Annotated in this window: 24 protein-coding genes; 14 read left to right on the forward strand and 10 right to left on the reverse strand. The window is 75.7% G+C overall.

Features of this window, described 5'->3' with window-relative positions; all coding sequences use genetic code 11:
• Positions 1-14: 14 nt before the first annotated feature.
• From cydB to ABD990_RS27895, 4 genes are read left to right on the forward strand one after another with little or no spacing between them, the layout of a single operon-like run.
• Positions 15-1,016, forward strand: a complete 1,002-nt coding sequence (gene cydB / locus ABD990_RS27880; protein WP_345383726.1) for a cytochrome d ubiquinol oxidase subunit II — start codon at positions 15-17, stop codon at positions 1,014-1,016.
• A gap of 7 nt (positions 1,017-1,023) precedes the next feature.
• The gene (gene cydD / locus ABD990_RS27885; protein ID WP_345383727.1) at positions 1,024-2,700 is read left to right on the forward strand and encodes a thiol reductant ABC exporter subunit CydD; all 1,677 of its coding nucleotides are present in this window, start codon (positions 1,024-1,026) and stop codon (positions 2,698-2,700) included.
• Positions 2,701-2,741: 41 nt separating this feature from the next.
• Positions 2,742-4,421, forward strand: coding sequence for a thiol reductant ABC exporter subunit CydC (gene cydC / locus ABD990_RS27890; RefSeq protein ID WP_345383728.1), 1,680 nt, complete (start codon positions 2,742-2,744; stop codon positions 4,419-4,421).
• 13 nt (positions 4,422-4,434) lie between these two features.
• A complete protein-coding gene (locus ABD990_RS27895; RefSeq protein WP_345383729.1) occupies positions 4,435-5,787 on the forward strand; it encodes a hypothetical protein in 1,353 nt (450 codons plus the stop codon).
• 246 nt (positions 5,788-6,033) lie between these two features.
• Here ABD990_RS27895 and ABD990_RS27900 read toward each other — a convergent pair whose 3' ends face one another.
• From ABD990_RS27900 to fabG, 3 genes are all read right to left on the reverse strand, one after another.
• Positions 6,034-6,204 carry a hypothetical protein gene (locus ABD990_RS27900; protein ID WP_345383730.1) on the reverse strand — a complete coding sequence of 57 codons (171 nt, stop codon included), beginning with the start codon at positions 6,202-6,204 and terminating at the stop codon, positions 6,034-6,036.
• A 153-nt stretch (positions 6,205-6,357) separates the two neighbouring features.
• Entirely contained in the window at positions 6,358-6,480 is a 123-nt protein-coding gene (locus tag ABD990_RS27905; RefSeq protein WP_345383731.1) for a hypothetical protein, read from the reverse strand.
• A gap of 10 nt (positions 6,481-6,490) precedes the next feature.
• Positions 6,491-7,252, reverse strand: coding sequence for a 3-oxoacyl-ACP reductase FabG (gene fabG, locus ABD990_RS27910; RefSeq protein WP_345383732.1), 762 nt, complete (start codon positions 7,250-7,252; stop codon positions 6,491-6,493).
• A 172-nt stretch (positions 7,253-7,424) separates the two neighbouring features.
• Here fabG and ABD990_RS27915 point away from each other — a divergent pair, with 172 nt between their 5' ends.
• Together ABD990_RS27915 and ABD990_RS27920 are read left to right on the forward strand one after the other, a co-directional pair.
• Positions 7,425-8,186 carry an SDR family NAD(P)-dependent oxidoreductase gene (locus ABD990_RS27915; protein ID WP_345383733.1) on the forward strand — a complete coding sequence of 254 codons (762 nt, stop codon included), beginning with the start codon at positions 7,425-7,427 and terminating at the stop codon, positions 8,184-8,186.
• Between the two features lie 17 nt (positions 8,187-8,203).
• A complete protein-coding gene (locus ABD990_RS27920) occupies positions 8,204-8,566 on the forward strand; it encodes a VOC family protein (RefSeq protein ID WP_345383734.1) in 363 nt (120 codons plus the stop codon).
• A 34-nt stretch (positions 8,567-8,600) separates the two neighbouring features.
• Here the strand turns inward: ABD990_RS27920 and ABD990_RS27925 are convergent, their stop codons facing one another.
• Entirely contained in the window at positions 8,601-8,726 is a 126-nt protein-coding gene (locus ABD990_RS27925) for a hypothetical protein (protein ID WP_345383735.1), read from the reverse strand.
• A 120-nt stretch (positions 8,727-8,846) separates the two neighbouring features.
• Between ABD990_RS27925 and ABD990_RS27930 the strand changes: the two genes are divergently transcribed.
• The 4 genes from ABD990_RS27930 to ABD990_RS27945 all read left to right on the forward strand — a co-directional run bounded on the left by ABD990_RS27930 (position 8,847) and on the right by ABD990_RS27945 (position 11,898).
• A complete protein-coding gene (locus tag ABD990_RS27930) occupies positions 8,847-9,380 on the forward strand; it encodes a YbhB/YbcL family Raf kinase inhibitor-like protein (RefSeq protein WP_345383736.1) in 534 nt (177 codons plus the stop codon).
• A 47-nt stretch (positions 9,381-9,427) separates the two neighbouring features.
• Positions 9,428-10,009: a hemerythrin domain-containing protein gene (locus tag ABD990_RS27935; protein ID WP_345383737.1), complete on the forward strand. Its 582-nt coding sequence runs from the start codon at positions 9,428-9,430 to the stop codon at positions 10,007-10,009.
• A gap of 32 nt (positions 10,010-10,041) precedes the next feature.
• Positions 10,042-10,872: a family 1 encapsulin nanocompartment shell protein gene (locus ABD990_RS27940; RefSeq protein WP_345383738.1), complete on the forward strand. Its 831-nt coding sequence runs from the start codon at positions 10,042-10,044 to the stop codon at positions 10,870-10,872.
• A 201-nt stretch (positions 10,873-11,073) separates the two neighbouring features.
• Entirely contained in the window at positions 11,074-11,898 is an 825-nt protein-coding gene (locus ABD990_RS27945; RefSeq protein WP_345383739.1) for an alpha/beta fold hydrolase, read from the forward strand.
• Positions 11,899-12,000: 102 nt separating this feature from the next.
• On the opposite strand, the gene ABD990_RS27950 is transcribed toward ABD990_RS27945, so the two are convergent.
• Positions 12,001-13,044, reverse strand: coding sequence for a hypothetical protein (locus ABD990_RS27950; protein WP_345383740.1), 1,044 nt, complete (start codon positions 13,042-13,044; stop codon positions 12,001-12,003).
• The gene (locus tag ABD990_RS27955; RefSeq protein ID WP_345383741.1) at positions 13,041-13,679 is read right to left on the reverse strand and encodes a hypothetical protein; all 639 of its coding nucleotides are present in this window, start codon (positions 13,677-13,679) and stop codon (positions 13,041-13,043) included. The genes ABD990_RS27950 and ABD990_RS27955 overlap by 4 nt, the downstream gene beginning before the upstream one ends.
• An 85-nt stretch (positions 13,680-13,764) precedes the next feature.
• Between ABD990_RS27955 and ABD990_RS27960 the strand changes: the two genes are divergently transcribed.
• Positions 13,765-14,871: a hypothetical protein gene (locus ABD990_RS27960; protein ID WP_345383742.1), complete on the forward strand. Its 1,107-nt coding sequence runs from the start codon at positions 13,765-13,767 to the stop codon at positions 14,869-14,871.
• Between the two features lies 1 nt (position 14,872).
• Here the strand turns inward: ABD990_RS27960 and ABD990_RS27965 are convergent, their stop codons facing one another.
• Complete coding sequence (locus tag ABD990_RS27965) at positions 14,873-16,516, reverse strand: class I adenylate-forming enzyme family protein (RefSeq protein WP_345383743.1); 1,644 nt, start codon at positions 16,514-16,516, stop codon at positions 14,873-14,875.
• Positions 16,517-16,722: 206 nt separating this feature from the next.
• Between ABD990_RS27965 and ABD990_RS27970 the strand changes: the two genes are divergently transcribed.
• A complete protein-coding gene (locus ABD990_RS27970; protein ID WP_345383744.1) occupies positions 16,723-17,817 on the forward strand; it encodes an AbrB family transcriptional regulator in 1,095 nt (364 codons plus the stop codon).
• A gap of 9 nt (positions 17,818-17,826) precedes the next feature.
• Here the strand turns inward: ABD990_RS27970 and ABD990_RS27975 are convergent, their stop codons facing one another.
• Positions 17,827-18,717, reverse strand: coding sequence for an ABC transporter substrate-binding protein (locus ABD990_RS27975; protein ID WP_345383745.1), 891 nt, complete (start codon positions 18,715-18,717; stop codon positions 17,827-17,829).
• A 199-nt stretch (positions 18,718-18,916) separates the two neighbouring features.
• Between ABD990_RS27975 and pgm the strand changes: the two genes are divergently transcribed.
• Both pgm and ppgK read left to right on the forward strand, forming a co-directional pair.
• A complete protein-coding gene (gene pgm / locus ABD990_RS27980) occupies positions 18,917-20,548 on the forward strand; it encodes a phosphoglucomutase (alpha-D-glucose-1,6-bisphosphate-dependent) (protein WP_345383746.1) in 1,632 nt (543 codons plus the stop codon).
• Complete coding sequence (ppgK, locus tag ABD990_RS27985) at positions 20,545-21,309, forward strand: polyphosphate--glucose phosphotransferase (RefSeq protein WP_345383747.1); 765 nt, start codon at positions 20,545-20,547, stop codon at positions 21,307-21,309. The genes pgm and ppgK overlap by 4 nt, the downstream gene beginning before the upstream one ends.
• 39 nt (positions 21,310-21,348) lie before the next feature.
• Here the strand turns inward: ppgK and ABD990_RS27990 are convergent, their stop codons facing one another.
• Both ABD990_RS27990 and ABD990_RS27995 read right to left on the reverse strand, forming a co-directional pair.
• A complete protein-coding gene (locus tag ABD990_RS27990) occupies positions 21,349-22,266 on the reverse strand; it encodes an aldose 1-epimerase family protein (protein ID WP_345383756.1) in 918 nt (305 codons plus the stop codon).
• 39 nt (positions 22,267-22,305) lie between these two features.
• Positions 22,306-24,264: ATP-binding protein (locus ABD990_RS27995; protein ID WP_345383748.1), on the reverse strand; the 1,959-nt coding region annotated here is incomplete at its 5' end.

The following is a 24,264-nucleotide window of genomic DNA, read 5'->3' on the forward strand; positions in this document are numbered from 1 at the left end:
CCAAGGAGCACACGATGGACCTCCCTCTGCTCTGGTTCGTCGCCATCGCCGTCCTCTGGACCGGCTACCTGGTGCTGGAGGGCTTCGACTTCGGCGTCGGGGCGCTGCTGCCGGTGCTGTCGCGCGACGACACCGACCGGCGCGTGATGATCAACTCGATCGGCCCGGTCTGGGACGGCAACGAGGTCTGGCTGATCACCGCGATCGGCGCCACCTTCGCCGCCTTCCCGGCCTGGTACGCCTCGATGCTCAGCGGGTTCTACCTGCCGATGCTGCTGATCCTGCTGGCCCTGATCGGCCGCGGGGTGGCCTTCGAGTACCGCGGCAAGGTCGACTCGGCCGTCTGGCGGCGGCGCTGGGACGTCGTGATCGTCGCCGGCAGCGCGCTCCCGGCCTTCCTGTGGGGCCTGCTGTTCGCCAACCTGGTCCGCGGGCTCGCGATCGGCCCCGACCACGTCGTCACGACGAGCGTGTTCGGGCTGTTCAACGGCTACGCGGTGCTCGGCGGGCTGCTCACCCTGGGCCTGTTCCTGCTGCACGGCGCGGTGTTCCTCGGCCTCAAGACGGACGGACCGGTCCGGCTGCGGGCCCGGTCGTTCGCGGCCTGGTCGGCCCTGGTCGTGCTGCCGCTGCTGGTCGCCTTCGCCGGCTGGACCCAGGGCCGCAGCGGCGAGCCGTGGACGCTGCCCGTGGCCGTCGTGTCGGTCGTCGCCCTCGCCCTGGGGGCGGGCCTGGTCCGCCGGGGTCGCGAGGGGTGGGCCTTCACCGCCACCGCGGTGGCCGTCGGCGCCCTGGCCGTGCTGATCTTCGGGTCGTTGTTCCCGGACGTCCTGCCCTCGACGACGGACCCGGCGAGCTCGCTGACGGTCGACAACGCCGCCTCGGCGCCCTACACGCTGACCGTGATGACGTGGGTCGCGGTGGTCTTCCTGCCCCTGGTCCTGGCCTACCAGGCCTGGAGCTACTGGGTCTTCCGCAAGCGGGTCACCCGCGACCACATCGCCGTGAGCCACTGAGAGACCGATGAAACCCCTGGATCCCCGCCTGCTGCGCACGGCGAGCGCCGTCCGCACCCACCTGCTCGTCGCCACCGGGTGCGGCGCGGCCCTCACCGGGCTGATCCTGCTGCAGGCGTGGCTCGTGTCCCGCGTCGTCGCCCGCGCGACCGGCGGCGCGGGGCTCGAGGAGCTCGCCCTGGTGATCGCGACCGTCGCCGCGGTCGCGGTCGCCAGGGCCGGACTCGCCTACGGAGCGGAGGCCGCCGCGCTCCGCAGCGCGGCGAAGGCCAAGTCGCAGCTGCGGATGCGGCTGGTCCGGCACGTCACGGCGGGTGTGCCCCGCGACCGGGACGCGGGCGAGCTGGTCACCCTCGCCACCCGCGGCCTCGATGCGCTCGACGACTACTTCGCCCGTTACCTCCCCCAGCTCGTGCTGGCCGTCATGGTCCCGGTCGCGGTGCTCGCGGTGATCGCGGGCGCGGACTGGGTGTCGGCGGTCGTCGTCGCGGTGACCCTCCCCCTGATCCCGCTGTTCATGGCCCTGGTCGGGATGCACACCCAGGCCCGGACGAACCGGCAGTGGGCGCTGCTGAACCGGCTCGGCGGGCACTTCCTCGACGTCGTCGAGGGGCTGCCCACGCTCGCCCTGTTCCGCCGGGCCAAGGCCGAGGCGGCGCTGGTCCGCGAGGTGACCGACCGGCACCGTGAGGCGACCATGGGCACGCTGCGGGTGGCGTTCCTGTCCGCGTTCGTGCTCGAGGTGCTGGCCACCCTCGCCGTCGCGCTGGTCGCCGTCGAGATCGGCTTCCGGCTGCTCTACGGCCGGCTCGACCTGGAGACCGCGCTGCTCGTGCTGATCCTCGCGCCCGAGGCGTACCTCCCGCTGCGCGAGGTCGGGGCGCGGTTCCACGCCAGCATGGAGGGCATCGCCGCGGCGCAGCAGGTGTTCACCGCACTCGACGACCGGGCCGCGAGCCTCACCGCCGGCACCGGCACCGCGCCCGCCGGGGACCTCCGCCTGCACGGCGTGACCGTCCGCCACCCGGGCCGGGAGCGGCCCGCGCTCGACGATCTCGACCTCATCCTCCCGGCCGGCCGGACCACGTTGGTCACCGGGCCGAGCGGGGCGGGCAAGTCCACGCTGCTCGGGATCCTGCTGCGGTTCGTCGAGCCGGCAACCGGCCGGATCACCGTGGGCGGGCACGACCTCGCCGACACCGACGTCGACCGCTGGCGCCGGACGACCGCCTGGGTCCCCCAGGACCCGCACCTGTTCGACGACACCCTCGCCGGCAACATCCGCCTCGGCGAGCCCGACGCCCCGATGGAGGCCGTGCGCCGCGCGGCGGGCCTGGCCGAGCTCGACGACGTCGTCGCCGGGCTGCCCGAGGGGTACGCCACGCGGCTCGGCGAGCGGGGTGCGCGGCTGTCGGCGGGACAGCGCCAGCGGGTCGCACTGGCCCGGGCCTTCCTGCGCGCCGAGTGCTCGCCGGTCCCGCCGCTGGTCCTGCTCGACGAGCCGACCGCGCACCTCGACCCGGACAACGCGGCCGCGGTCCGCCGCGCGGTCGGGCGGCTGGTGGAGGGCCGCACCGCCGTGATCGCGACGCACGACCCGGCCTGGGCGGACGAGCTGCCGGCCGACGCAGAGCTCGTCCGACTGGACGCTCCCGCGCCGGTCAGTGGGGGTCGTGAGCGATGAGTGCCGCGAGAAGGGCAGTTCGCGCCCACGGGGTGGTGCGGATGCTGGGGCTCGCGCGACCCCGGGGTGGGCTGTTCGCGCTGGGCGTGCTGCTCGGGGCGGTGGCGACCGCGTCGGGGGTCGGGCTGCTCGCGCTCGCCGCCTGGCTGATCGCGACGGCCGCGACGCACCCGCTGGTCACGGCGCTGGGCGTGGCCGTGGTGCTCACCCGGGCACTCGGCGTGACCCGGGGGGTGGCGCGCTACCTCGAGCGCCTGGTCACCCACGACGCCGCGCTGCGCACCCTCGCCGACGCCCGCGACCGCGTCTACGCCCGGCTGGCCGCCACCGAGCCGATGCGCCGGTTCCGCTCCGGCGACCTCGTCTCGCGGCTGGTCAGCGACACCGACGCGACCCAGGACCTGCTGGTCCGCGGCCTCACGCCGCCGCTGTCGGCGCTGCTGGTCGGGGGCGGGGTGGTCGCGCTGTCGACCGCGCTGCTCGCCGAGGGCGGGCTGCTGCTCGCGGCCGGCCTGGTGCTCGCCGGGGTGGCCGTGCCGCTGCTCGCCGCACGAGCCGGCCGCGGACCCGGCCGCCGGGCCACGTCGGCCCGCGCCGAGCTCTCGACCGCGCTGGTCGACGCGCTGCAGGGCGCGCCGGACCTCGTCGCCTACGGGGCGATGGACCGGGCCGTCGCGCGGGTCGAGGCGGCCGACGCCGACCTCACCCGCACCGCCCGGCGCGACGCCCGCCTGCTCGGCCTCGGCGCCGGGGCCACCGCGCTGCTCGCCGGGCTCACGCTGTGGGGCTCGCTGCTCCTGGGCGTCGCCGCGGTGTCGGACGGCCGGCTCGGCCCGATCCCGCTCGCCGTGCTGGTGCTGACCGCGCTGGCCGCGTTCGAGATCGTGGCGCCGCTGCCCGCGGCGGCCGCCCGGCTGGGTGCGGTCCGGGCGAGCGGCGAGCGGCTCTTCGCCGTGCTGGACACCCCGCCGCAGGTGCGGCCCGCGTCGGACGAACCGGTGCCCGCCGGCCCCGCCGACCTGCGGATCAGGGACCTGACCGCGCGCTACGACGGTCCCCTGGTGCTCGACGGGCTGGACCTCGACGTCCCGGCGGGGGCGCACGTCGCCGTCGTCGGCCCGAGCGGGGCGGGCAAGAGCACGCTCGCCGCCGTCCTCTTCCGCTTCCGGGACGCCGAGGCCGGCTCGGTCCGGCTGGGCGGGACCGAGCTGCTGGACCGTTCCCCCGACGCCGTGCGCGCCGTGGTGAGCGGCGTGCCGCAGGACCCGCACGTCTTCGACAGCACCGTGCGCGAGAACCTGCGTCTGGCCCGCCCCGGGGCGACCGACGACGAGCTGCGGGCCGTCCTCGCCCGGGTGCGCCTCGACCTCGACCTCGACGACCCCGTGGGGATCCGCGGCAGCCGGCTCTCCGGCGGTATGCGGCAGCGGCTCGCCCTGGCCCGCGCGCTGCTCACCGACCCCGCGGTGCTCGTCCTCGACGAACCGACCGCCCACCTCGACCCCGCCACCCGGGACGCCGTGCTCGACGACCTGCTCGACGCGGCCGCGGGCCGCGCGACCGTGCTGATCACCCACGACCTGGCCGGACTCGAACGGATGGACCACGTGTACGTCGTCCGGGAGGGGCGGGTGACCGAGCACGGCACCCCCGCCGAGCTGCTCGCCGACGGCGGGTGGGTCGCGGGCCGGCCTCTCAGCCGGTCCACAGCCGACCGCTGACACGCTCACCGCCGTGCGTCCCCGCCGATCCCTTCCCGTCCTCGCCGCCCTCGCGGCCGGCCTGCTCGCGCTGACCGGCTGCTCCTCCCCCACCCCGCCCGCTACCGGTGAGATCACCGACCGGTCCGCCGCCGGGCTCGACCTCGGGCGGGGGTGGGAGTGGACCCCGCAGGGCGCCCCGCTCGACCTCGGGGTGACGCACACCCAGGACAGCCTCGACGACCACGACCCGGCCGAGTCGAACGCCCGCGGCGAGGCGATCCTGCGGGACTCCGCGGTGTGGCAGAACGTGCACCTCATGGGCTTCGGCACGCTGAGCCCCGAGCCCGCCCCCGGGCAGTACGACTGGTCGACGCTCGACAAGCGGATGGAGCTGGTGGCGCGCACCGGCGCCCGCACGGTCCTGACCGCCTGCTGCGCGCCGGACTGGATGAAGGGCGGCGTCGCCGGGCAGACCGACTGGGACCGGCTCGAGGTGGCGCCGCTGCACCGGGACTTCCAGGCCTACGCCGACCTCGTCGCGCAGACCGTGCAGCGCTACCCGCAGATCGAGCGCGTCGTGGTCTGGAACGAGCTCAAGGGCTTCTTCGACATGACGAAGAACCGGTGGGACCACGAGGGCTACACCGCGCTCTACAACGCCGTGTACACCGCGGTGAAGGCCGTCCGCCCGGACGTGCAGGTCGGCGGCCCGTACCCGGTCATGATCAGCCTGCCGACGGACGACCCGAACGCCTCGGAGATCCTGACGGGCGACTGGGGCGCGATCGACCAGCGGATCCTCGACGCGCTCGGGTACTGGGAGGCCCACAAGGTCGGCGCCGACTTCCTGGCCGTCGACGGCGGCACGGCGCAGCGCGGCGGCACGATCAGCGGCCGGCTCGACGACGCCGCGGCGAAGTTCTCCGACGTCACGCGGTACCTGCGCGGCACGACCACGCTGCCGATCTGGTGGACCGAGTTCTACTCGGAGGTGCCCGAGGGCATGACGGGCGCGGCGGACAGCCAGGCCAGCGCCGCGTCCACGCTCGCCTCGGTGGCCGCGTTCGCCCGGTCCGGGACGTCGGTGGCGCTGCTGTGGGGTCCGCAGGGCAGCTCGCTGGAGTACTCCGCGCTGTGGACGGACGCCACCCAGCCCGGTGGCGGCCGGCCCACCCCGCTCACGCAGGCCTGGGAGTGGCTCGTCCCGCGGCTCGCGCAGGGGACCGTGGAGCTCGGGACCGCGCAGGACGCGCCGCTGATCGCGTTCCGGGCGCCCGACGGCAGCGCGCTGGTCGTCAACGTCTCCGACGAGACCGTGCCGGTCGACGGACAGCAGCCGCTGGCCCCGTACGCGATCGGGATCCGGAACGCCCCGACGGCCTGAGGGCCGGAGCCGCGGCCGCCGTGCGCGGCGGCCGCGGATCGGGTCAGCGCACCGGGGTCAGAGGGCCGGGGTCGGAGCGCCGGGGTCAGAGCGGCGGGGTCAGCGCACCCGGCGGGTGACCGTGGCCGTGGTGGCCGGCTTGCCGGTGGGGCCCCGGCCCTCCACCTCGACCACGCCGAAGGACCGGCCCGCGTGCACCACCCGGGTCCGGAACCGCGTCGTGCCCGCGACCGGCGAGGGCCGCAGCTAGCAGATCCGGACCGAGCCGGTGACCACCGCGTCGACGTCCGGCAGCCCGGCGGTGAACTTGCCCCACTCGGTCGCGACACCGAGCAGCGTGCCGTCCGCGGCCAGCACCCGGCCCTGCGACAGGGAGCCCTCGGCGTCGGCCGCGACCGCCCGCGCCTCGACGGTCACCGGGGTGCGCGACGGGGGCGACGAGGTCGGCGGCCAGCTCGGTGGCGACCGTCCAGCCGTCGGCCGGCCGGGGCAGGAGCATCGCCTGCCCCAGCACGGCGTCGAGCAGCACGCCCAGCGCCCCGGCGGAGGGCCGGCCGTCCGGGCCGACCTTCACGGGGCGGTGGGCATGCTCGCGCGGACCAGGCCCGAGTCGTCGACCTCGATCCGGCCCATCCCGACGAGGCGGTCCGGACCGAGGGGCGCCGTCAGCAGGACCGGCGCCACCGCCGGCACGACCGACACGTCAGGCCTTCGGGCCGCCGGCGACGTAGATGACCTGGCCGGAGACGAAGCTCGAGCGCTCGTCGACGAAGAACGACACGGTCTGCGCGATGTCCTCGACATCGCCCGGGCGCTGCACCGGGATCTCCTTGGCGCGGGCCGCCTTGAACTCCTCCCAGTCCACGCCGAGCCGCTCGGCGGTGGCCTTGGTCATCTCGCTGGCGATGAAGCCGGGCGCGATGCAGTTGACCGTGACGCCGAACTTGCCCAGCTCGATCGCGAGGGTCTTGGTGAAGCCCTGCAGGCCGGCCTTCGCGGTGGAGTAGTTCGCCTGGCCGCGGTTGCCCAGCGCCGAGGTCGAGGAGAGGTTGACGATGCGGCCCCAGCCGGCGTCGACCATGTGCTTCTGCACGGCCCTGGCCATGAGGAACGAGCCCTTGAGGTGCACGCCCATGACCGAGTCCCAGTCCTGCTCGCTCATCTTGAACAGCAGGTTGTCCCGGGTGATGCCGGCGTTGTTGATCAGGACGGTCGGCGCGCCGAGCTCCTCGGCGACCCGCTCGACGGCGGCCTCGACGGCCGCGGCGTCGGACACGTCCGCACCCACGGCGATGGCGCTGCCCCCCGCGGAGACGATGGCGTCGACGGTGGTCTTCGCGGCCGACTCCTCGAGGTCGATCACGGCGACCTTGAACCCGTCCTGTGCCAGGCGCTGTGCGGTGGCCGCACCGATCCCCCGCGCCGCTCCCGTGACGATCGCGACGCGCTGCTGCGACTCCGCCATGTCTTCGTCTCCTTCGACTTCGCTCGACTTCGCTGCGACCCCACCGGTCGTGAACGACCGATCGTTTCGCCCCGATCCTCGCACCGGTATCCCGGCAGGACGCAACCCGCTGTCGCCCGCGCCACGTCCGGACCCTCCCGCGGCTTGGTGCGACTGCATTAAGGTCCCGCGCATGACGGTACTGCAGCGGTTCTCGCTCGAGGGCAAGGTGGCCATCGTGACGGGCGCGTCGTCGGGGCTCGGCGTCGCGTTCGCGAAGGCGCTGGCGGAGGCGGGTGCCGACGTCGTGCTGGGCGCGCGCCGCGCCGACCGGCTCGACGGCACCCGGAAGATGGTCGAGGAGCTCGACCGCCGGGCGATCGCGGTCACGACGGACGTGGCGCGGCAGCCGGACTGCCAGAACCTCGTCGACACGGCGATGGCCGAGTTCGGCCGGGTGGACGTGCTGGTCAACAACGCCGGCATCGGCACCGCGGTCCCGGCCACCCGGGAGACCGTCGAGGAGTTCACGCAGGTGATCGACGTGAACCTGAACGGCTGCTACTGGATGGCGCAGGCGTGCGGCCGGGTCATGCAGCCCGGCAGCAGCATCGTCAACATCTCGAGCATCCTCGGCATCACCACCGCGAGCCTGCCGCAGGCGGCCTACGCGGCCAGCAAGGCGGGCCTGATCGGGCTCACCCGCGACCTCGCCCAGCAGTGGGGCGGCCGCAAGGGCATCCGGGTCAACGCCCTGGCCCCGGGCTTCTTCGAGTCCGAGATGACGGACCAGTACAAGCCGGGCTACCTGGACGCGATGATGGCCCGCGTCCCGCTGGGCCGGAAGGGCGACCCGGAGGAGCTGGCCGCCGCGCTGGTGTTCCTCGCCGGTGCGGCCGGCGGGTACGTCACCGGGCAGACGATCGCCGTCGACGGCGGCATCACGATCACCTGACGGGCTACGGTCACCCCGTGAGCGACCCCGCGAAGACCCCCGTGAAGATCGGGAACGTCCTGCACCCCGTGGCCGACGTCGACGCCGCCGTGCGCTTCTACGCCGACACCTTCGGCCTGCCCACGAAGTTCGTCGACGGCGACCGCTACGCCGCCCTCGACGCCGGCGGCACGACGCTGGCCCTGGCCGGCCCGGCCGAGGACGTGACCGGCGGGGTACCCGCGGCCGCGTTCAAGGTCCCGGATGTGACCGCGGCCCTGGACGCCCTCGTGCAGGGCGGCGGGTCCGTGGTCCGCGAGCCCGAGCAGGGCCCGCACGAGGTCCGGGCCGTGGCCCGCGACCCGTGGGGCAACACCGTGGTGGTCTACGGGCCCCGCTGAGCGGAGCTTGCGGAGCGAACATCGGCGCTGACGGTCAGCCCAGCAGGACGGTCCGGAGGTCGGGCCGGCGCAGCACGCGCTCGGCGGCCTCCGGATCGATCCCCGGCTCGCGGCGCGCCGCCAGCACCTCGGCGCGGGCCGCGGCCAGCGCGTCGGCCAACGAGCGCGATCGCCAGCAGCGCGATGGAGCGCCAGCGGGCCCGGAACAGCGACCAGGAGGTGCGCTGCGCGGTCGCGAAGAGCAGCGGGGGCAGCCCGATCGGTGCCATGATCCGGGACCATGAGCCACGACCCCTACAGCGACCTGCCCGACCTCCCCACGTTCGAGCTGACCAGCGACGACGTCTCGCACGGCGGCACCCTGGACACCCCGCACCTGTCCGGCCTCATGGGCGCGGGCGGCGAGGACCGGTCGCCGCACCTGTCGTGGAGCGGCTTCCCGGAGGGCACGAAGTCGTTCGCGGTCACCTGCTACGACCCGGACGCGCCGACGGCCTCGGGCTTCTGGCACTGGGCCGTCGCCGACATCCCCGCCTCCGTGACAGAGCTGCCCGCGGGCGCCGGCGACGAGAACTCGTCGTCCCTGCCCCAGGGCGCCGTGGTGCTGGCCAACGACGCCGGGATGAAGCGCTTCGTCGGTGCCGCCCCGCCGCCCGGGCACGGCCCGCACCGCTACATCTTCGTGGTGCACGCCGTGGACGTGGAGAGCCTCGGCCTGCCCGAGGGCGCCACGCCCGCCTTCCTCGGCTTCAACCTGTTCAGCCACGCGATCGCCCGCGCGACCCTGACGGCGACGCACGAGAACACGGGCTGACCGGCCCGGACGGGCGCGGCGGGACCGTACCGCAGTACGGTCCCGCCGTGGCCGACATCACCCAGCTCATCCTCGACGACCACGAGTGGTTCCGCCGCCGGTTCGCCGAGCTCGACGACCTGCGCGCCGAGGGCGCCGATCCGTCGGCGCTGCGCGCGGTCTGGCGCCCGCTGGCCGACCTGCTCGACGTCCACGCCGAGGCCGAGGAGCGGATCTTCTACCCGCAACTGCTCCGGAAGGGCGAGAACGACCCGGAGGAGGAGACGCTCGACGCCATCGGCGACCACAACGACATCCGGGACGGGGTGCGCGAGGCGGACCGCAACCCCGTCGGCAGCCCGGGTTGGTGGACCGGCGTCGACCACGCCCGCGAGGCCAACGACGAGCACATGGGCGAGGAGGAGAACGAGGGCCTGCCGGACTTCCGCCTCAACGCCCCGTCCGGGCTGCGCGACGCGCTCGGCCGGCAGTTCACCGAGTTCAAGGAGCGGCACCCGGGCGGGCAGGGCATCGAGATCACCGACAAGGACCCCGAGGAGTACGTGGAGTCGATCGAGCGGGAGATCCATCCGCCGTCGGACTTCTCCGGCGACGTCTCGCTCGGCATCGGCGGGCTCCGCGGCCGCTGACCCCCCGCCCTCCTCACCACAAGGAGCACCACGTGACCGCACCCTCCGACCACCTGCTCCGGGCGATCGCGCCCATCCCCACGGAGGCCTGGAAGGCGATCGACGACGAGGCGCGCGAGCGGCTCACCCCGCTGCTGGCCGCCCGCAAGGTGGTCGACTTCGTCGGCAGCGGCGGCTGGCAGCACTCGGCGCGCAGCCTCGGCCGCACCACCGGGCTCGCGGGCCCGCCGCCCGGCGTCGAGGGCGGCGCCGGGGTGAGCGCCCGCGTCCGGCGGGTCCTCCCGCTCGCCGAGGTCCGGGTGCCCTTCACGGTCTCCCGCGCCGAGATCGACGACATCCAGCGCGGCACCCCCGACCCCGACTTCGAGGACCTCGACCGGGCCGCCCGGGTGGCGGCCGAGATCGAGAACCGGACCGTGTTCCACGGCTGGCCGGCCGCCCATGTCGAGGGCATCGCCCAGGTCGCGCCGTACGAGTCGCTCCCCCTGGGCACGGACTGCCTCGAGTGGCCCGGAGCGATCGCGCGCGGGGTCGACACGCTGCGCCGCAACGGCATCGGCGGGCCGTACTCGCTGGCGGTCGGGCCGGACCTCCACACCCGGATCGTCGAGACCACGGAGCACGGCGGCCACCTGCTCTTCGACCACCTCAAGCGCATCCTCGGCGGCTCGGTGATCTGGGCGGCCGGGGTCGACGGCGCGGTGCTGGTGAGCGAGCGGGGCGGGGACTTCGCGCTCGACGTCGGGCAGGACCTCGCGATCGGCTACTCCCACCACGACGCCGACACGGTCGGCCTCTACCTCGAGGAGAGCTTCACCTTCCAGGTGGTCGAGCCCGACGCGGCGTTCGTGCTCACCGTCTGAGTACGTGACGACCGAGGGGCCGCGGACCGCGATCCGCGGCCCTCCGTCGTCGTGCGGGTGGCGGCCCTGCGCCGCCGCGCGGCCCCGACGGGCGGCCGTTCGGTGGTGGGCCGGCCCGGGGGCGGGGAGTACCGTCCGGTGGCCTCCGAGCGCGAGCACCCGCGTCGGGTGCCGCGCACCGATCGCGGCGAGGAGGCCGTCATGAGCCCAGCGATGGAGCGCGTGTCCGTGAACGGGGCCGAGCTGGAGGTCGCCGTCGAGGGCTCGGGCGAGACCGTCGTCTTCGTGCACGGAGCCGGCATCGCGGACTCCTACCTCCCCGTCGCGACCGATCCGATCGTCCGTGACCACTACCGCACCGTCCGGTACCGGCGCCGCGGGTACGGGGGGAGCAGCCCGGTGCAGGGCACCGTGACCGTCGCCGAGCACGCGGACGACTGCCGAGCCCTGCTGGACCAGCTGGGGATACGGCAGGCCCACGTGGTCGGGCACTCCTACGGCGGCGCGGTCGCGCTGCAGCTCGCCGTCGACGCGCCCGAGGTCGTCACGACCCTCACGGTGTTCGAACCGGGCCTGCTGGCCGTCCCGAGCGGCCCGAGCTTCTTCGAGCGCGTCGCGCCGATCTTCCAGATGTACGAGCGCGGCGAGCGGGTGGCGGCCGTGGACGCCTTCATGACCACCGTGGCCGGTGCGGACTGGCGCAGCAACGTCGACCGCACCGTTCCGGGTGGCGCCGCCCAGGCCGAGAAGGACGCGGCGACGCTGTTCGAGTCGGACCTGCCCTCGGTCGGAGCGTGGCGGTTCGACCCCGAGCAGGCGGCGAGCATCCGACAGCCCGTGCTCTACGTGCTCGGGTCCGACACGTTGCCGGTGATCCGCGAGGGACGGGACCTGCTGCGCTCGTGGCTCTTCCGGATGGAGGACGCGGTCCTGACCGACGCCACCCACCTCCTGCAGATGGAACAGCCCGCGGCCGCGGCCGCGGCGCTCGTGGACTTCCTGAAGCGCCACCCCGCCGCCGCGTAGCGCGCCCGTCCGGGCCGGCACGTCGCTGCACGACCCGGCTGCACACGGCGGAGGGGCCGCGGATGTGGTCCGCGGCCCCTCGTCGTGGTGGTGTGGCGCTCGTCAGATGGTGAGCAGCCGGTCGAAGAAGCTCCGGTAGCGGCCCAGGGCCAGCCGGAGGTCCTCGGTGGAGGCGGACTCGTTGTTCAGGTCGCGCTCCAGGTCGCTGCGCTGCCGCTTGAACAGCTGCTCCAGCTCGTCGAGCACCTCGCCGACCAGGCCGTTGGCGTCCCGGACGGCACCGCGGGGCTCGTCGACGAAGCTCGCCTTCAGCTGCTCCCAGCGGCGCAGGTAGTCCGCGGAACGGTCCTGCGGGATGAGGGTCGCGTGGCCGGAGGAGTCGGTCTCCTGGCTGGGCGCACCCATCGACTCCGCGCGGGAGCGCCCGCCCTCGCCCATGTCGCCCTGCATGTCGCGACCGCCCATGTCGCCCCGGCCCATGTCGCCCTGGCCCATGTCGCCCTGCATGTCGCGACCGCTCGTGCCGCCCTGGCCCATGTCGCGGAGCCCGTGGCCGCCCTCGTCGCCCGGCATCCGCTCGTCGGGCACGCCGCCGCCGTGCGTGGCGCCGACGGCAGTGGCGCCGGTGGCGTCGCGGCCGGTGTCGTGAGCGGTGTCGTGGGTGCCCATCGGCGCGGTGGCGGTCGTGCCGCCGGCGGTGTCGCCGGTGTCCTGCCCGCCGCGCAGGTCGACCGTGCGCACGCCCTCGTCCCGGCGGAGGTCGGCGTGGCCGGTGCCGCCCTCGCGGGCACGGAGCCCGTCGTCCGGCACGTCGCCCGCACCGAGGTCACCGCGGCCGCGGTCCCCGGGCAGCTGCTCCTCGTGCCCGCGCGGGGTGGGCATGGGGCCGCCGCCCTCGCCGGTGTCGTAGCCGCGCTCGCGGGTGCCGACGCCGCCGCGGTCCTCCTGCGCGGCACCGTGCGCGTCGTGGCCGTGCTGACCCGGCTCCCGGCCCAGCACCTTGTCCAGGAAGCTGCGGTCGTCGTGCCCGGCGTCGCGTCCCGTGTGGTCGCCGCGGCCGGTGTCGGTGCGGGGGTCGAGCTTGTCCATCAGCCGCTCCCCTCGCGTCTCGTCGCCCCGTCGCTCGTGGCCCACGTGCTCGCTCATGCGCTCGTCTCCTTCCGGCGGGTGTCGTTCCGGCCGGCGGGGTCGCCGCCGTGCCGGGCGTCGTGCTGGGCGCCCTGGTGACCGTCACGGCCCTGGTCGCCGCCGAGCAGCGCCTGCACCAGCTCGCGGTAGGAGGTCACCGCGCCGCGCAGCTCCTCGGTGTCGGCCCGGTGCTCGCGGTTCGCCTGGGCGATCCGGCGCGCCTCGCGGTAGCGCTGCACCACCACCGGGTGGTCGACGGAGACGTCCGCCGCCCGCTGCTCGAAGTCGTCCACGGGGTAGCCGCGGGCGGACATGACCTCGCCGACCAGGGCGTCCGCGTGCTCGACGGCCCGGTCGGGGTCGTCGACGAACTCGGCCTGCACCTGGGTCCAGCGCCGCTCGAAGGTCTCGCGCTCGCGGTCGTCGAGGTCGCGCAGCTTCAGGCCGCGGTGGCGCTTCTCGCGCTCGGCCAGGACCCGCTCCGTCTCGGCCGGGTCGTTCGTCTCCGACAGATGGCGGTCGTACTCCGGGCCGAAGCGCTCCTTGAGCCGCCGGCTCTTCCGGCGCCCGCTCATCGACCACGCGAACGCGGCGAGCGCCAGCAGCGCGATCACCACCACGACGATCACTACGATGACTGTGGTGCTGCTCATGGTCGTCGGGTGCCCACTGAGGACCTGTCACAATCGGTGAGCGGCAGAATGATCTGTGACCGCGGCCACACTGAATCGAGTGAGCATGAACCGCTCTGCTCCGGATGCCGACGACGGACCGTCCGGACGTCCCGCGGACGACCCCGGCGAGTCGGCAGACGCCTCGACCGACGAGCCGATGGACACCGACGACCGGGTGGAGGCCGCCGCGGACGAGCTCTACGGCGTGCCCCCGGACGACTTCGTTCCTGTGCGTGACGAGCTGGTCGCCGAGGCCAGGCAGGCCGGCGACCGGGAGGCGGCGAAGGCCATCGGGCGGTTCCGCAGGCCGACCCAGGCCGCCTGGCTGGCCAACCTGCTCGCCCGCGAGCGCGGCGACCAGCTCGACGCCCTGCTCGACCTGGCCGAGGAGCTGTCCTCCGCTCAGCGGACCCTCGACGGCGCCCAGCTGCGCCACCTGTCCGCCCAGCGCTCGAAGCTGGTCGGGGCGATGGCGCGGGAGGCGCGCCGGCTCGCCGCGGCCGACGGGCACCGGGTCACCGAGTCCGTCGAGAAGGACCTGCGCGGCATCCTCGAGGCCGCCCTGGCGGACGCGGACGTCGCCGACGAGGTGCGCTCCGGGCGGCTGACGCGCACCGTCAGCTGGTCCGGTTTCGGGTTCGGCGGCGAGACGAGCGTGGGCACGGGGACGCCCCGCGGGCGCGGCACGGACGGTACCCGGCGGCGCCGTCCCGTCACCCGACCGGCGCGCCGGCCCGCCGAGCGCCCGGCCGAGCCGGAGGACGCCGAGACCGACACCGAGACCGACACCGAGACCGACACCGACGCCGAGGAGCGCGCCGAGCGCAAGCGCCGCGAGCGCGAGGAGCGCGAACGCCGCGAGCGGGAGCGGGCCGAGGCGCGCGAGGCCGTCGCGGAGGCCCGCCGGGCCGCGGACGCCGCCGCGGACGCCGAGGAGGACGCCGCCGCGGCCCTCCGGGACGCCGAGTCCGACCGGGACGACGCCACCGCGCGCGTCGAGGAGCTCACCGCCGAGCTGGAACGGGCGCGGGAGGCCCGCACCGCCGCCGCGGCCGCGGTGAAGGACGCCGCCCAGGCCGAGCGCGAAGCCGGCCGCGCCGCACGGGACGCCCGGACGGCGCTCTCCCGCGCCGAGGAACGCCTCGCCGAGCTCGAGGAGGACGAGGAGTAGCTCAGGCGGAGCGCTCGCGGAGCTCCCGCTTGAGCAGCTTGCCGGTGGCCGTGCGCGGCAGCGGCTCGTCCCACCAGAACACCTGCGCCGGCGCGGCGAACCCCGCCACCTGCGCGGTGACGTGGGCGCGGAGCGCCTCGGCCGCCGCGTCGTCGTGCGCCGTGCCGGGTTCGGTCCGGACGGCGGCCGCGACCTCCTCCCCCAGCGTCGGGTGCGGCACGCCGAAGACGGCCACCTCGAGCACCCACGGCACCTCGTGCAGGGCCGCCTCGACCTGGGCGCTGTAGACGTTCTCGCCGCCGCGCAGCACGACGTCCTTGAGCCGGTCGACGACGTGCACCCAGCCCGCGCGGACGAAGCCGAGGTCCCCGGTCCGGAACCAGCCGTCGACGAAGGCGGCCGCGGTCGCCTCGGGGTTGTGCCAGTACCCGCCGACGACGTTCGGCCCGCGGAACCAGAGCTCGCCGATCTCCCCGTCCGGCACCTCGGCGAGCGTCTCGGGGTCGACGATCCGGATGTCCGCGCCGGGCGCCGGACGGCCGACGCTGTCCGGGTGGGCCGCGTAGTCCGCGCCGATGTTGGCGCAGACCGCCGAGGTGGTCTCGGTGAGGCCGTAGCCGTTGGCGGACAGCGGTCCGAGCTCGGTGGCGATCCGCTGGACCAGCTCACCGGGGATCGGGGCGCCGCCCATCCCGATGCGGGACAGCGAGGACAGTTCGTCGGGGTGCGCGATCGCGATCTCGGCGAGCTCGCGCATCGTCGTCGGGACGCCGGCGCCGCCGGTCAGCTGCTCCTCCCGGACCAGCCGGCGGGCCTCCTCGCGGTCCCACCGGTACATCGTGGCGACCTTGCCGCCCACGATCACCTGCCCGTAGAGGCCGTTGAGCCCGGCGATGTGGAAGAGCGGGTAGGTCAGCAGCGTGCCGGACTGCGGCGGCGCGGGGCGGCCGGACGGCGGGGTCACGGCGGCGTTGGCCCGGGCCGTGAGCAGGACGTTCAGCGCGTTGGTGACGTGGTTGCGGTGGGTGTGCACCGCGCCCTTGGGCCGCCCGGTGGTGCCCGAGGTGTAGAGGATCGTCGAGGGGTCGTCCGGGCGGACCGTGACCGGTGGCGGGCCGGCCGCGAGGTCCAGGGAGGCGACCAGGTCCGCCCACTCGCGCCCCGGGAACGGGCCCTGACCGCGCACCCGGACCAACGGCACGTCGCTCCCGATCCCGCCGTGCCCGGCCAGCACCTCGGCCCGCTCACCGTCCGCGACCACGATCCGGGCGCCGGAGTCACCGACGGCCCAGACCATCTCGGGCCCGGTCCACCAGGCGTTCAGCGGGACGGCGACCAGCCCGGCGAGCTGCGCCGCCCAGAACACGACGCCCCACTCCGGGTAGTTGCGCATCGCGATCGCGACCCGGTCGCCGGGCGCCAGGCCGTACGCGTCCCGCAGGGCCGCGGCCAGGCCGTGCACCAGCCGCAGGTGGGAGGCGTAGTCGAGGTGCTCGTCGGCGTAGACCCAGTAGGCGCGGTCGCCGAACGCCGCGGTGTCGGCGACCATCTCGGCGAGCGTGTGCGGCCCCCGCTCGAACACCCGCATCGGGATCCCGCCGACCACCTCCTCCCGCAGCGCGAACTCCGCGCCGGGGGCGGTCATCCGGGCGAGCTCCCGCCCGAGGGGTGTGTCGTCGGCGTGGAGGTCCGGACCGGGGCCGGTGGGTCCGGCACCGGTCGACCCTGCGCCCTCGCCCGTCCTGCTCGCTACTGCCTGGTCGTCGCTGTCCGTGGCACGCATCGGAGATCACTCTGCCACTCGCGGCACCCGTCGCGCGACGGCCCGTTGCACCGTGCCAGGGTCGGGACGTGAGCGAGGAGCCGACCGGGTTCGGGGACCGCGCCCGCGCCGTCCCTTGGGCGCGGTGGGCGCTGCTCGCCGCGCTCACGGTCGCCCTCACCGTGGTGCTGCAGGCCCTCGGCGTCCCCTCGCCGGCGCTCTTCGCCGGGCTCGCGGTGGCCACGGTCCTGGCGTTGATCGGCATCGGACCCACCCGCGTCGCCCGGCCCGCGACGTCGGCCGCGCAGGCGGTGATCGGCGTGGTCATCGGAGTGCTGGCGCGGCCGGACACGCTGACCGCGGTCGCCGCCGACTGGCTCCCGGTCCTGCTGGTCAGCCTCGGGACGCTGGCGGTCAGCATGGGGGCCGGGCTGCTCCTGGGCGTCCAGCGCGGGGTGTCGCCGCTGACCGGGATGCTCGCGCTCACCGCCGGTGGCGCCTCGGGCCTGGTCGCCGTCACCCGCGAGCTCGGCGGCGACGAGCGGATCGTCTCGGTGATCCAGTACCTGCGGGTGGGCATGGTCACCGCGGCCATGCCGGCCGTCGCGACGGCGGTGTTCGGGGCCGGGCACGTCGGCGTCGGGTCGGGGACGGGCGGGGCGACGGCCCCCTGGTACCTCGGGGCGGCGCTGGTGGCGGTGTGCGCGCTCGTCGGCGTCCCGCTCGCGAACCGACTGCACGTGCCCGCCGGCGCGCTGCTCGGGCCGATGGTCATCGCCCTGGTGCTCAGCCTGTCGGGGCTCACGTTCGACGCCTCGCCGCCCGGCCTGCTGGTCGACCTCGCCTACGCCGTGATCGGGTGGCAGGCCGGGCTGCGGTTCACCCGCCCCGCCCTGCGGACGGTGATCCGGGTGCTCCCGCTCGCCACGGTGCTGATCCTCGTGATCGTCGCCGCCTGCGCGGGCCTCGGTCTGGTGCTCTCGGCCGCGACGGGCGCGAGCCTGCTCGACGGGTACCTGGCCACCACCCCGGGCGGGATCTACGCCGTGCTGGCCACGGCGATCTCGTCCGGCGGGGACGTGACCTTCGTCGTGGCCGTGCAGGTGCTGCGGGTGATCCTCATGCTGCTGGTCGCGCCGTTCCTCGCCCGGCTCGTGGGCCGGCGGTGGGGTGGCAGCACGTAGGGGTCCTCCTCAGCCGTGGGGGCGGCGGTTCACCCGGCCCGGCGGGGGCTCCGGCACCGCCTCCGGGTGCAGCGCCCACGCCAGCGCCTCGACGCCGTCGACCAGCCCGGGGCCGGCCTGCACCACGTACGCGGCGGAGTCGATGGCGACCAGCGGGACCCCGGGCAGGTGCCCGGCCACTCCCCCGGCCCGGCGCTCGGCCTCGGCCAGCCCGAAACCGCAGGGGGCGACGACGGCGACGTCCGGCCGCAGGGCCGCCAGCTCCGCCCAGTCCGCCGCGACGCTCCGCCCGCCCGCGACCGCGCCGAGCGGCTCGCCGCCGGCCCGGCGGACGAGCTCGGGCACCCAGTGGCCCGCCACGTAGGGCGGATCGGTCCACTCGAGCATCAGCACCCGCGGCACGGGCCGCCCGGCGACGGCCTCCCCGACGGCCGCGAGCCGCGCCCGCAGGCCCTCGACCAGCCGATCCCCCGCGTCGGCGGCGTCCGCGGCCCGGGCGACGACGAGGATCGCGGCCAGCACCTCGTCGAGCGTGTGCGGGTCGACCGAGACCACCACCGCATCCGTGCCGATGTCCGCCAGGGCGTCCTCGACGGTGCCGGCGGGCAGCGCGCAGACCCGGCAGAGGTCCTGGGTGAGGATCAGGTCGGGCCGGGCCGCGGCGAGCGCCACGCGGTCGAGCTCGTACATCGGCAGCCCGGCGGCCGCGCGGTCGGCGACCCAGGCGTCGATCTCCTTCGGCTCCAGGCCGGGCGGGATCGCGGTGTCGACGACGACGGGCACGTCCCTTGGCGCGCCGGTGGGGAGGCCGCACTCGAAGGTGCGGGCGACGAGCGCGGGGCCGAGCCCCAGCGCCCCGACGATCTCCGTGGCCGCGGGAAGCAACGACGCGATCCGCATGCGGCGGAGCGTAGCCCCGGACGGCTCGGTGCCGGCACGCCGTGCGCGGGCCGGCACCGAGCCGTCCGGCGCCGGTCCGCGGGGCCCTCCCGCCGCGTCCGGATGACCGGGGGCGCCGGATGCGGCAGGCTACGAGGGCACCCGTGCCGGAGGAGCGCCGGCGGCGCGGTGCACCCAGCTGCACGAAGCGGAGGACGACATGGCCATCCACCCGCGGGCCGGCACCCCGGCCCGCCCCGAGGACCTCGTCGACGTGCCGGCGCTGCTGGCCGCCTACTCCGAGCGGCATCCCGACCCCTCGGTCGCGGCGCAGCGGGTCGCGTTCGGCACCTCCGGGCACCGCGGGTCGGCCTTCTCGGCGACCTTCAACGACGACCACATCGCCGCCACCAGCCAGGCCATCTGCGAGTACCGGGCGCAGCAGGGCACGGACGGTCCGCTGTTCCTCGGCAAGGACACCCACGCGTTGTCCGACCCGGCCTGGGAGACCGCGGTCGAGGTGTTCGCGGCCAACGGCGTGCAGGTGCTCGTCGACGCACGTGGCGGCTGGACGCCGACCCCCGCCGTGTCGCACGCGATCCTGACCCACAACGAGGGCCGGGACAGCGGGCTCGCCGACGGCGTCGTCGTCACGCCGTCGCACAACCCGCCGAGCGACGGCGGGTTCAAGTACAACCCGCCGGACGGCGGCCCCGCCGGCACCGCGGCCACCAGCTGGATCGCGAACCGTGCCAACGAGCTGCTCGAGGCGGAGCTGCAGGGTGTACAGCGGGTGCCGCTCGACCGGGCCGAGCGCGGCACCTACGACTTCCTCGACACCTACGTCAGCGACCTGGAGTCCGTCGTCGACCTCGACGCGATCCGCAGCGCCGGCGTCGTGCTGGCTGCGGACCCGCTCGGCGGTGCCGCGGTGCACTACTGGGGCGCGATCGCCGAGCGCTACAAGCTGGACCTCACGGTGGTGAACCCGGACGTCGACCCGGCCTTCGGCTTCATGACGCTCGACTGGGACGGCAAGATCCGGATGGACTGCTCGTCGCCCTACGCGATGGCGTCGCTGGTCGGCCGCAAGGACGAGTTCACCATCGCCACCGGCAACGACGCCGACTCCGACCGGCACGGCATCGTCACCCGCGACGCCGGGCTGATGAACCCGAACCACTACCTCGCCGTCGCCATCGGCTACCTGTACGCACACCGCGCCGGCTGGCCGGGCGGCGCCGCCGTCGGCAAGACCGCGGTCAGCTCGTCGATGATCGACCGGGTGGCCGCCGACCTCGGCCGGGAGCTGCTCGAGGTGCCGGTCGGGTTCAAGTGGTTCGTGCCCGGCCTGCAGGACGGGAGCATCGCCTTCGGCGGCGAGGAGAGCGCCGGCGCCTCGTTCCTGCGCACGGACGGCCGCCCGTGGTCCACGGACAAGGACGGCATCATCATGTGCCTGCTCGCCGGCGAGATCACCGCGGTGACCGGGCAGACGCCGTCGCAGCGGTACGCCGAGCTGACCTCGCGGTTCGGCGACCCCGCCTACGCGCGGACCGACGTGGCCTGCTCCCGCGAGGACAAGGCGAAGCTCGGCAAGCTGTCCGCCGACGACGTCTCCGCGACGGAGCTGGCGGGCGAGCCGATCACGGCGCGGCTCACCACCGCCCCGGGCAACGGCGAGCCGCTCGGCGGGCTCAAGGTCGTGACGGAGAACGGGTGGTTCGCCGCCCGGCCCTCCGGCACCGAGGACGTCTACAAGGTCTACGCGGAGAGCTTCCGGGGACCCGAGCACCTGGCCCGGATCCAGGAGGAGGCGCAGCAGGTCGTGACGGGAGCGCTGGGCGGATGACGAAGAAGAAGCACCACGGCCACCACCACGGCCTGGGCATCGACATCGGCGGGTCGGGGATCAAGGGCGCGCCCGTCGACCTGGACAAGGGCAAGTTCGCGGACGAGCGGCTCCGCATCCCCACCCCGCAGCCGTCGACGCCGGAGGCGGTCGCCGAGGTCGTCGGGCAGATCCTCGACCACTTCGAGTGGGACGGGCCCTTCGGCTGCACGTTCCCGGCCGTCGTCCAGCACGGGGTGACCCAGACGGCGGCCAACGTCGACCCGTCCTGGATCGGGTGCGACGCCCAGGGCCTGATGCGCGCGAAGACCGGCCGCCGGGCGCTCGTGGTCAACGACGCCGACGCGGCGGGGATCGCCGAGGTCGAGTTCGGGGCGGCCAGGGGGCACCGGGGCGCCGTGCTGGTGTCCACCCTCGGTACGGGCATCGGGTCCGCACTGATCCTGGGCGGGCACCTGTTCCCCAACACCGAGCTCGGCCACCTGGAGCTCGACGGGTACGACGCCGAGACGCGGGCCGCCGACTCCGCCCGCGAGCGCGAGGACCTCTCGTGGGAGGAGTGGGGCGGCCGGCTCACCCGGTACTTCCAGCACGTGGAGAACCTGCTCTGGCCCGACCTCATCGTGGTCGGCGGCGGGGTGAGCAAGAAGTTCTCCCGCTGGCAGCCCTACGTGCAGACACGCACGCCGATGGTCCCGGCGGAGCTGCTCAACGACGCCGGGATCATCGGGGCGGCGCTGCTGGCGCACCAGGAGCACTGAGCTCCCGGCCGCCGGGTCCCTCGGCCGGGCGCCGGCCGCTCAGGCGGTGCCCGGGCTCGTGATCGGGTGCAGGCCCCAGCGGGCGGTCCACTCGGCGCCGGGGGCGAGGACGGCGAGGTCGGTGCCGGAGTTCAGGGCGTCGGGCGGGCAGGTCATCGGCTCGACGGCCACGCCCCGGCCGTGGCCGGGCATGTCCGGCGGGGTGAAGACCTGGACCCACCGGAACACCGGTTCGGCCCACAGCTCCACGCCGCGCCCGTCCGGGGCGACGAGGCGGTGCCGGACCAGGCCGTCGCCCTCGGCGGGAGCGCAGTCCCCGAAGGCCGAGTCCAGCTCGAGGCCCTTCAGCCGTGCGCCCGTGCGCAGCGGGTCGTCGGCGGCGAGCGGCTCGAGCGGGCCGCCGGGCAGCTGGTCGGTCAGCGGCAGCGCGGCGCGTGCGGCGAGCGTGAGGGTGCAGTCGTCCGTCGGGGTGTCACCGACGCGCAGGTAGGGGTGGAAGCCCAGGCCGAACGGGATGTCGTCCGATCCGAGGTTGGTGGCGGTCGTGGTGACCGTGAGGCCCTGCTCGCCGACCGCGTAGGTGACGGCGACGCGGACCGGCTGCGGCCAGCCGTTCTGCGGCGGCGCGACGGCCTCGAGGGTGATCGCGGAGTCGGTGCGCTCCGCGGGGCGCCAGAAGGCGTACCGGAGCAGGCCGTGGATGGCGTTGCCGGCCGCCGGTTCGGTCAGCGCGAGCTGCTGGTCCTTCCCCTGCCAGCTCCAGCGGCCCCCCGCGACCCGGTTCGGCCAGGGCGCCAGCAGCGAACCCGACCCGCGCGGCGGGCGCACGCCCTCGGGCTGGGGCTCGGTGTAGTCGACGCCGGCCACCGAGAAGGAGCGCAGTCCCGCCCCGACCTCGTTGACCGCCGCCCGCGCGTCGCCGGACGCGATCGTGAAGTGCTCGCCGCTCGGATCCATCACGGACGCTATCCTGCCGGGTCCGGGGTGGATCGTGGATCAGGCGGGGTGGGCCAGCGGGGCGGCGACCGGGGCGGGCGGCCCCAGGTCGATCACCGTGACCTCGCCCGCCGCCCGGCGGGCCAGCCCGGCCAGGTGCTCGTGGTGGGTGAACAGCAGCACCTGCCAGTCCGCGGCGAGCTCGCCGAGGACGGCGAGCGCGGCGGCGGCGCGGGCGTCGTCGAAGGTCATGAGGACGTCGTCGAGCACGACCGGGACGGCCGGCAGGCCCGCGGCCCGGCGCTCGGCCTGCAGCTGGCGGATGCCGGCGAGCCGCAGCGCGAGGAAGACCTGGTCCGCCGTGCCCTCCGAGAGCTGGTCCGGGGCGAGCTCCTCGCCGTCCGCCCGGGCCGCGACGAGCGTGCGGGCCTCCCCGCCCGCCGGCCGCAGCCCGGAGAAGCGCCCGCCGGTGAGCCGCTCGAGCAGCCGGCCCGCCTCGTCGAGCAGCGGGGAGGCGTGGCGCCGCTCGTAGCTCTCCAGCTCGCGGCGCAGCGTCTCGCGCTGCAGGTGCACGATCACGTACCGCTCCGCGGCCTCCGCGGCCCGGGCGAGGTGCCCCTGCGCCTCGGCATGGAGCACGGCCGCGCCGTCGGCCCCCTCGAGCACGCGGCGGCGGTCGCGCAGCCCGCCCAGCTGCTCCAGCAGCTCCTCGTGCTCGCGCGCCAGCTCGGCCGCGGCCGCACGGGCGCGCTCGAGCTCCTCGGCGAGAGCGCTCTCCTCGACCGTGTCCGAGGCCGCGACCAGCTCGTCCGCGTCGAGATCCGGGGCCGCGGTGCGGAGCAGGGCCAGGGCCGTGGCCTCCTCCTCGCGGATCCGGACGGCCTCGCGGCCCCGCTCGGCCGCGGCCTCCAGGCCGCCCTCCTCGGGCGCCGCGGTGAGCCACAGCTCCACCGCGAGCCGGTCGAGCCGCTGCCGGGCCGCCGACGCCTCGCGGCGGACGCGGCGTGCCTCGGCCTCGGCCTGCTCGGTGGCGGCGTCGACGTGCCGGGCCGACACCGCGGCCTCCGCCGCCCGCCGGACCCGCTCGGTCAGCTCGGGCAGCGCGACGGCCGGGGGCAGCGCGCGCCCGAGGTGCCGCTCCGCGAGCGCGGTCACGGCCTTCTCGTGCGCGGAGACCCGCGCCGCGAGCCGCTTGGCCTCCCCGGCCAGGGCCCGGCCGTCGGCCTCCGCCCGAACGGCCTCGGCCAGCACCTCCTGCCGGACGCGCCAGCTCCCGGGGCCGGTGTCGCCCGGCCCGCCCGCGGCGCGCAGGGCGTGCCGCCAGCGCAGCATCGCCTCGTCCAGGTCGTGGCGGCGGGCGTCGCTCTCGGCCGCGGCGCGCTCGGCGTCCGCCCGCAGCCGCTGCAGCACCGTGCGCCGGTCCCGGGCGGCGTCGGCCTCCGCCTCGAGGTCCTCGGCGGCACGGAGCAGCGCGTCGAGATCGGCGCCGGGCCGGGCCCGGCCGGCCGCCTCCAGGGCGGCGGTGAGCGTGGTGGTCTGGGCGGCCTCGTCGGCGGCCAGCGCGTCGGCGCGCGCGACGGCGTGGTCGCGCTCGGCGAGGGCCTGCCGGGCGGCGAGCAGGCCGCGCCGGACCGTGTCGGCCTCGTCCGGGTGCGGGGCAGGGCAGGCGCCCCACAGGGCGATCCACCGCTCGCGGGCCTCGGCACGGGCGGCGGCCGCCGCCTGCGCCGCGGCCTCCGCGGCCGCGTACTCCTCCCCCGCCGCCGTGACGTCCGCGCGGGCGCGGGCCAGCTCGGCCATCCGGTCCGCGGCCGTGATCATGCCGTCGGCCAGGGCATCGGCCTCGCGGACCGCGCGCTCGACGGCCAGGGTCGCCCGGGCGAGCCCGGCCGGGTCGGCGGCTGCGGGGTCCCGGACGGCGGCCAGCAGGGCGTCGACCGCGGTGTCGCGCGAACGGCGGGCCGCGGCCAGCGCGTCGGCATCGGCGGGGGCGCCCGCGGCGACCAGCTCGTCCGCGTC

The organism is Pseudonocardia yuanmonensis (genome assembly GCF_039542425.1).
GTDB classification, from domain to species: Bacteria; Actinomycetota; Actinomycetes; order Mycobacteriales; family Pseudonocardiaceae; genus Pseudonocardia; species Pseudonocardia yuanmonensis.

What these genes read in the sequence shown, in the direction of transcription:
- cydB (WP_345383726.1), top strand. Translation starts at nt 15, where the DNA reads ATGGACCTCCCTCTGCTCTGGTTCGTCGCCATCGCCGTCCTCTGGACC.
- cydD (WP_345383727.1), top strand. Translation starts at nt 1,024, where the DNA reads ATGAAACCCCTGGATCCCCGCCTGCTGCGCACGGCGAGCGCCGTCCGC.
- cydC (WP_345383728.1), top strand. Translation starts at nt 2,742, where the DNA reads ATGCTGGGGCTCGCGCGACCCCGGGGTGGGCTGTTCGCGCTGGGCGTG.
- fabG (WP_345383732.1), bottom strand. Translation starts at nt 7,252, where the DNA reads ATGGCGGAGTCGCAGCAGCGCGTCGCGATCGTCACGGGAGCGGCGCGG.
- ABD990_RS27915 (WP_345383733.1), top strand. Translation starts at nt 7,425, where the DNA reads ATGACGGTACTGCAGCGGTTCTCGCTCGAGGGCAAGGTGGCCATCGTG.
- ABD990_RS27930 (WP_345383736.1), top strand. Translation starts at nt 8,847, where the DNA reads ATGAGCCACGACCCCTACAGCGACCTGCCCGACCTCCCCACGTTCGAG.
- ABD990_RS27945 (WP_345383739.1), top strand. Translation starts at nt 11,074, where the DNA reads ATGAGCCCAGCGATGGAGCGCGTGTCCGTGAACGGGGCCGAGCTGGAG.
- ABD990_RS27950 (WP_345383740.1), bottom strand. Translation starts at nt 13,044, where the DNA reads ATGAGCGAGCACGTGGGCCACGAGCGACGGGGCGACGAGACGCGAGGG.
- ABD990_RS27955 (WP_345383741.1), bottom strand. Translation starts at nt 13,679, where the DNA reads ATGAGCAGCACCACAGTCATCGTAGTGATCGTCGTGGTGGTGATCGCG.
- ABD990_RS27960 (WP_345383742.1), top strand. Translation starts at nt 13,765, where the DNA reads ATGAACCGCTCTGCTCCGGATGCCGACGACGGACCGTCCGGACGTCCC.
- ABD990_RS27965 (WP_345383743.1), bottom strand. Translation starts at nt 16,516, where the DNA reads ATGACCGCCCCCGGCGCGGAGTTCGCGCTGCGGGAGGAGGTGGTCGGC.
- ABD990_RS27975 (WP_345383745.1), bottom strand. Translation starts at nt 18,717, where the DNA reads ATGCGGATCGCGTCGTTGCTTCCCGCGGCCACGGAGATCGTCGGGGCG.
- pgm (WP_345383746.1), top strand. Translation starts at nt 18,917, where the DNA reads ATGGCCATCCACCCGCGGGCCGGCACCCCGGCCCGCCCCGAGGACCTC.
- ppgK (WP_345383747.1), top strand. Translation starts at nt 20,545, where the DNA reads ATGACGAAGAAGAAGCACCACGGCCACCACCACGGCCTGGGCATCGAC.
- ABD990_RS27990 (WP_345383756.1), bottom strand. Translation starts at nt 22,266, where the DNA reads ATGGATCCGAGCGGCGAGCACTTCACGATCGCGTCCGGCGACGCGCGG.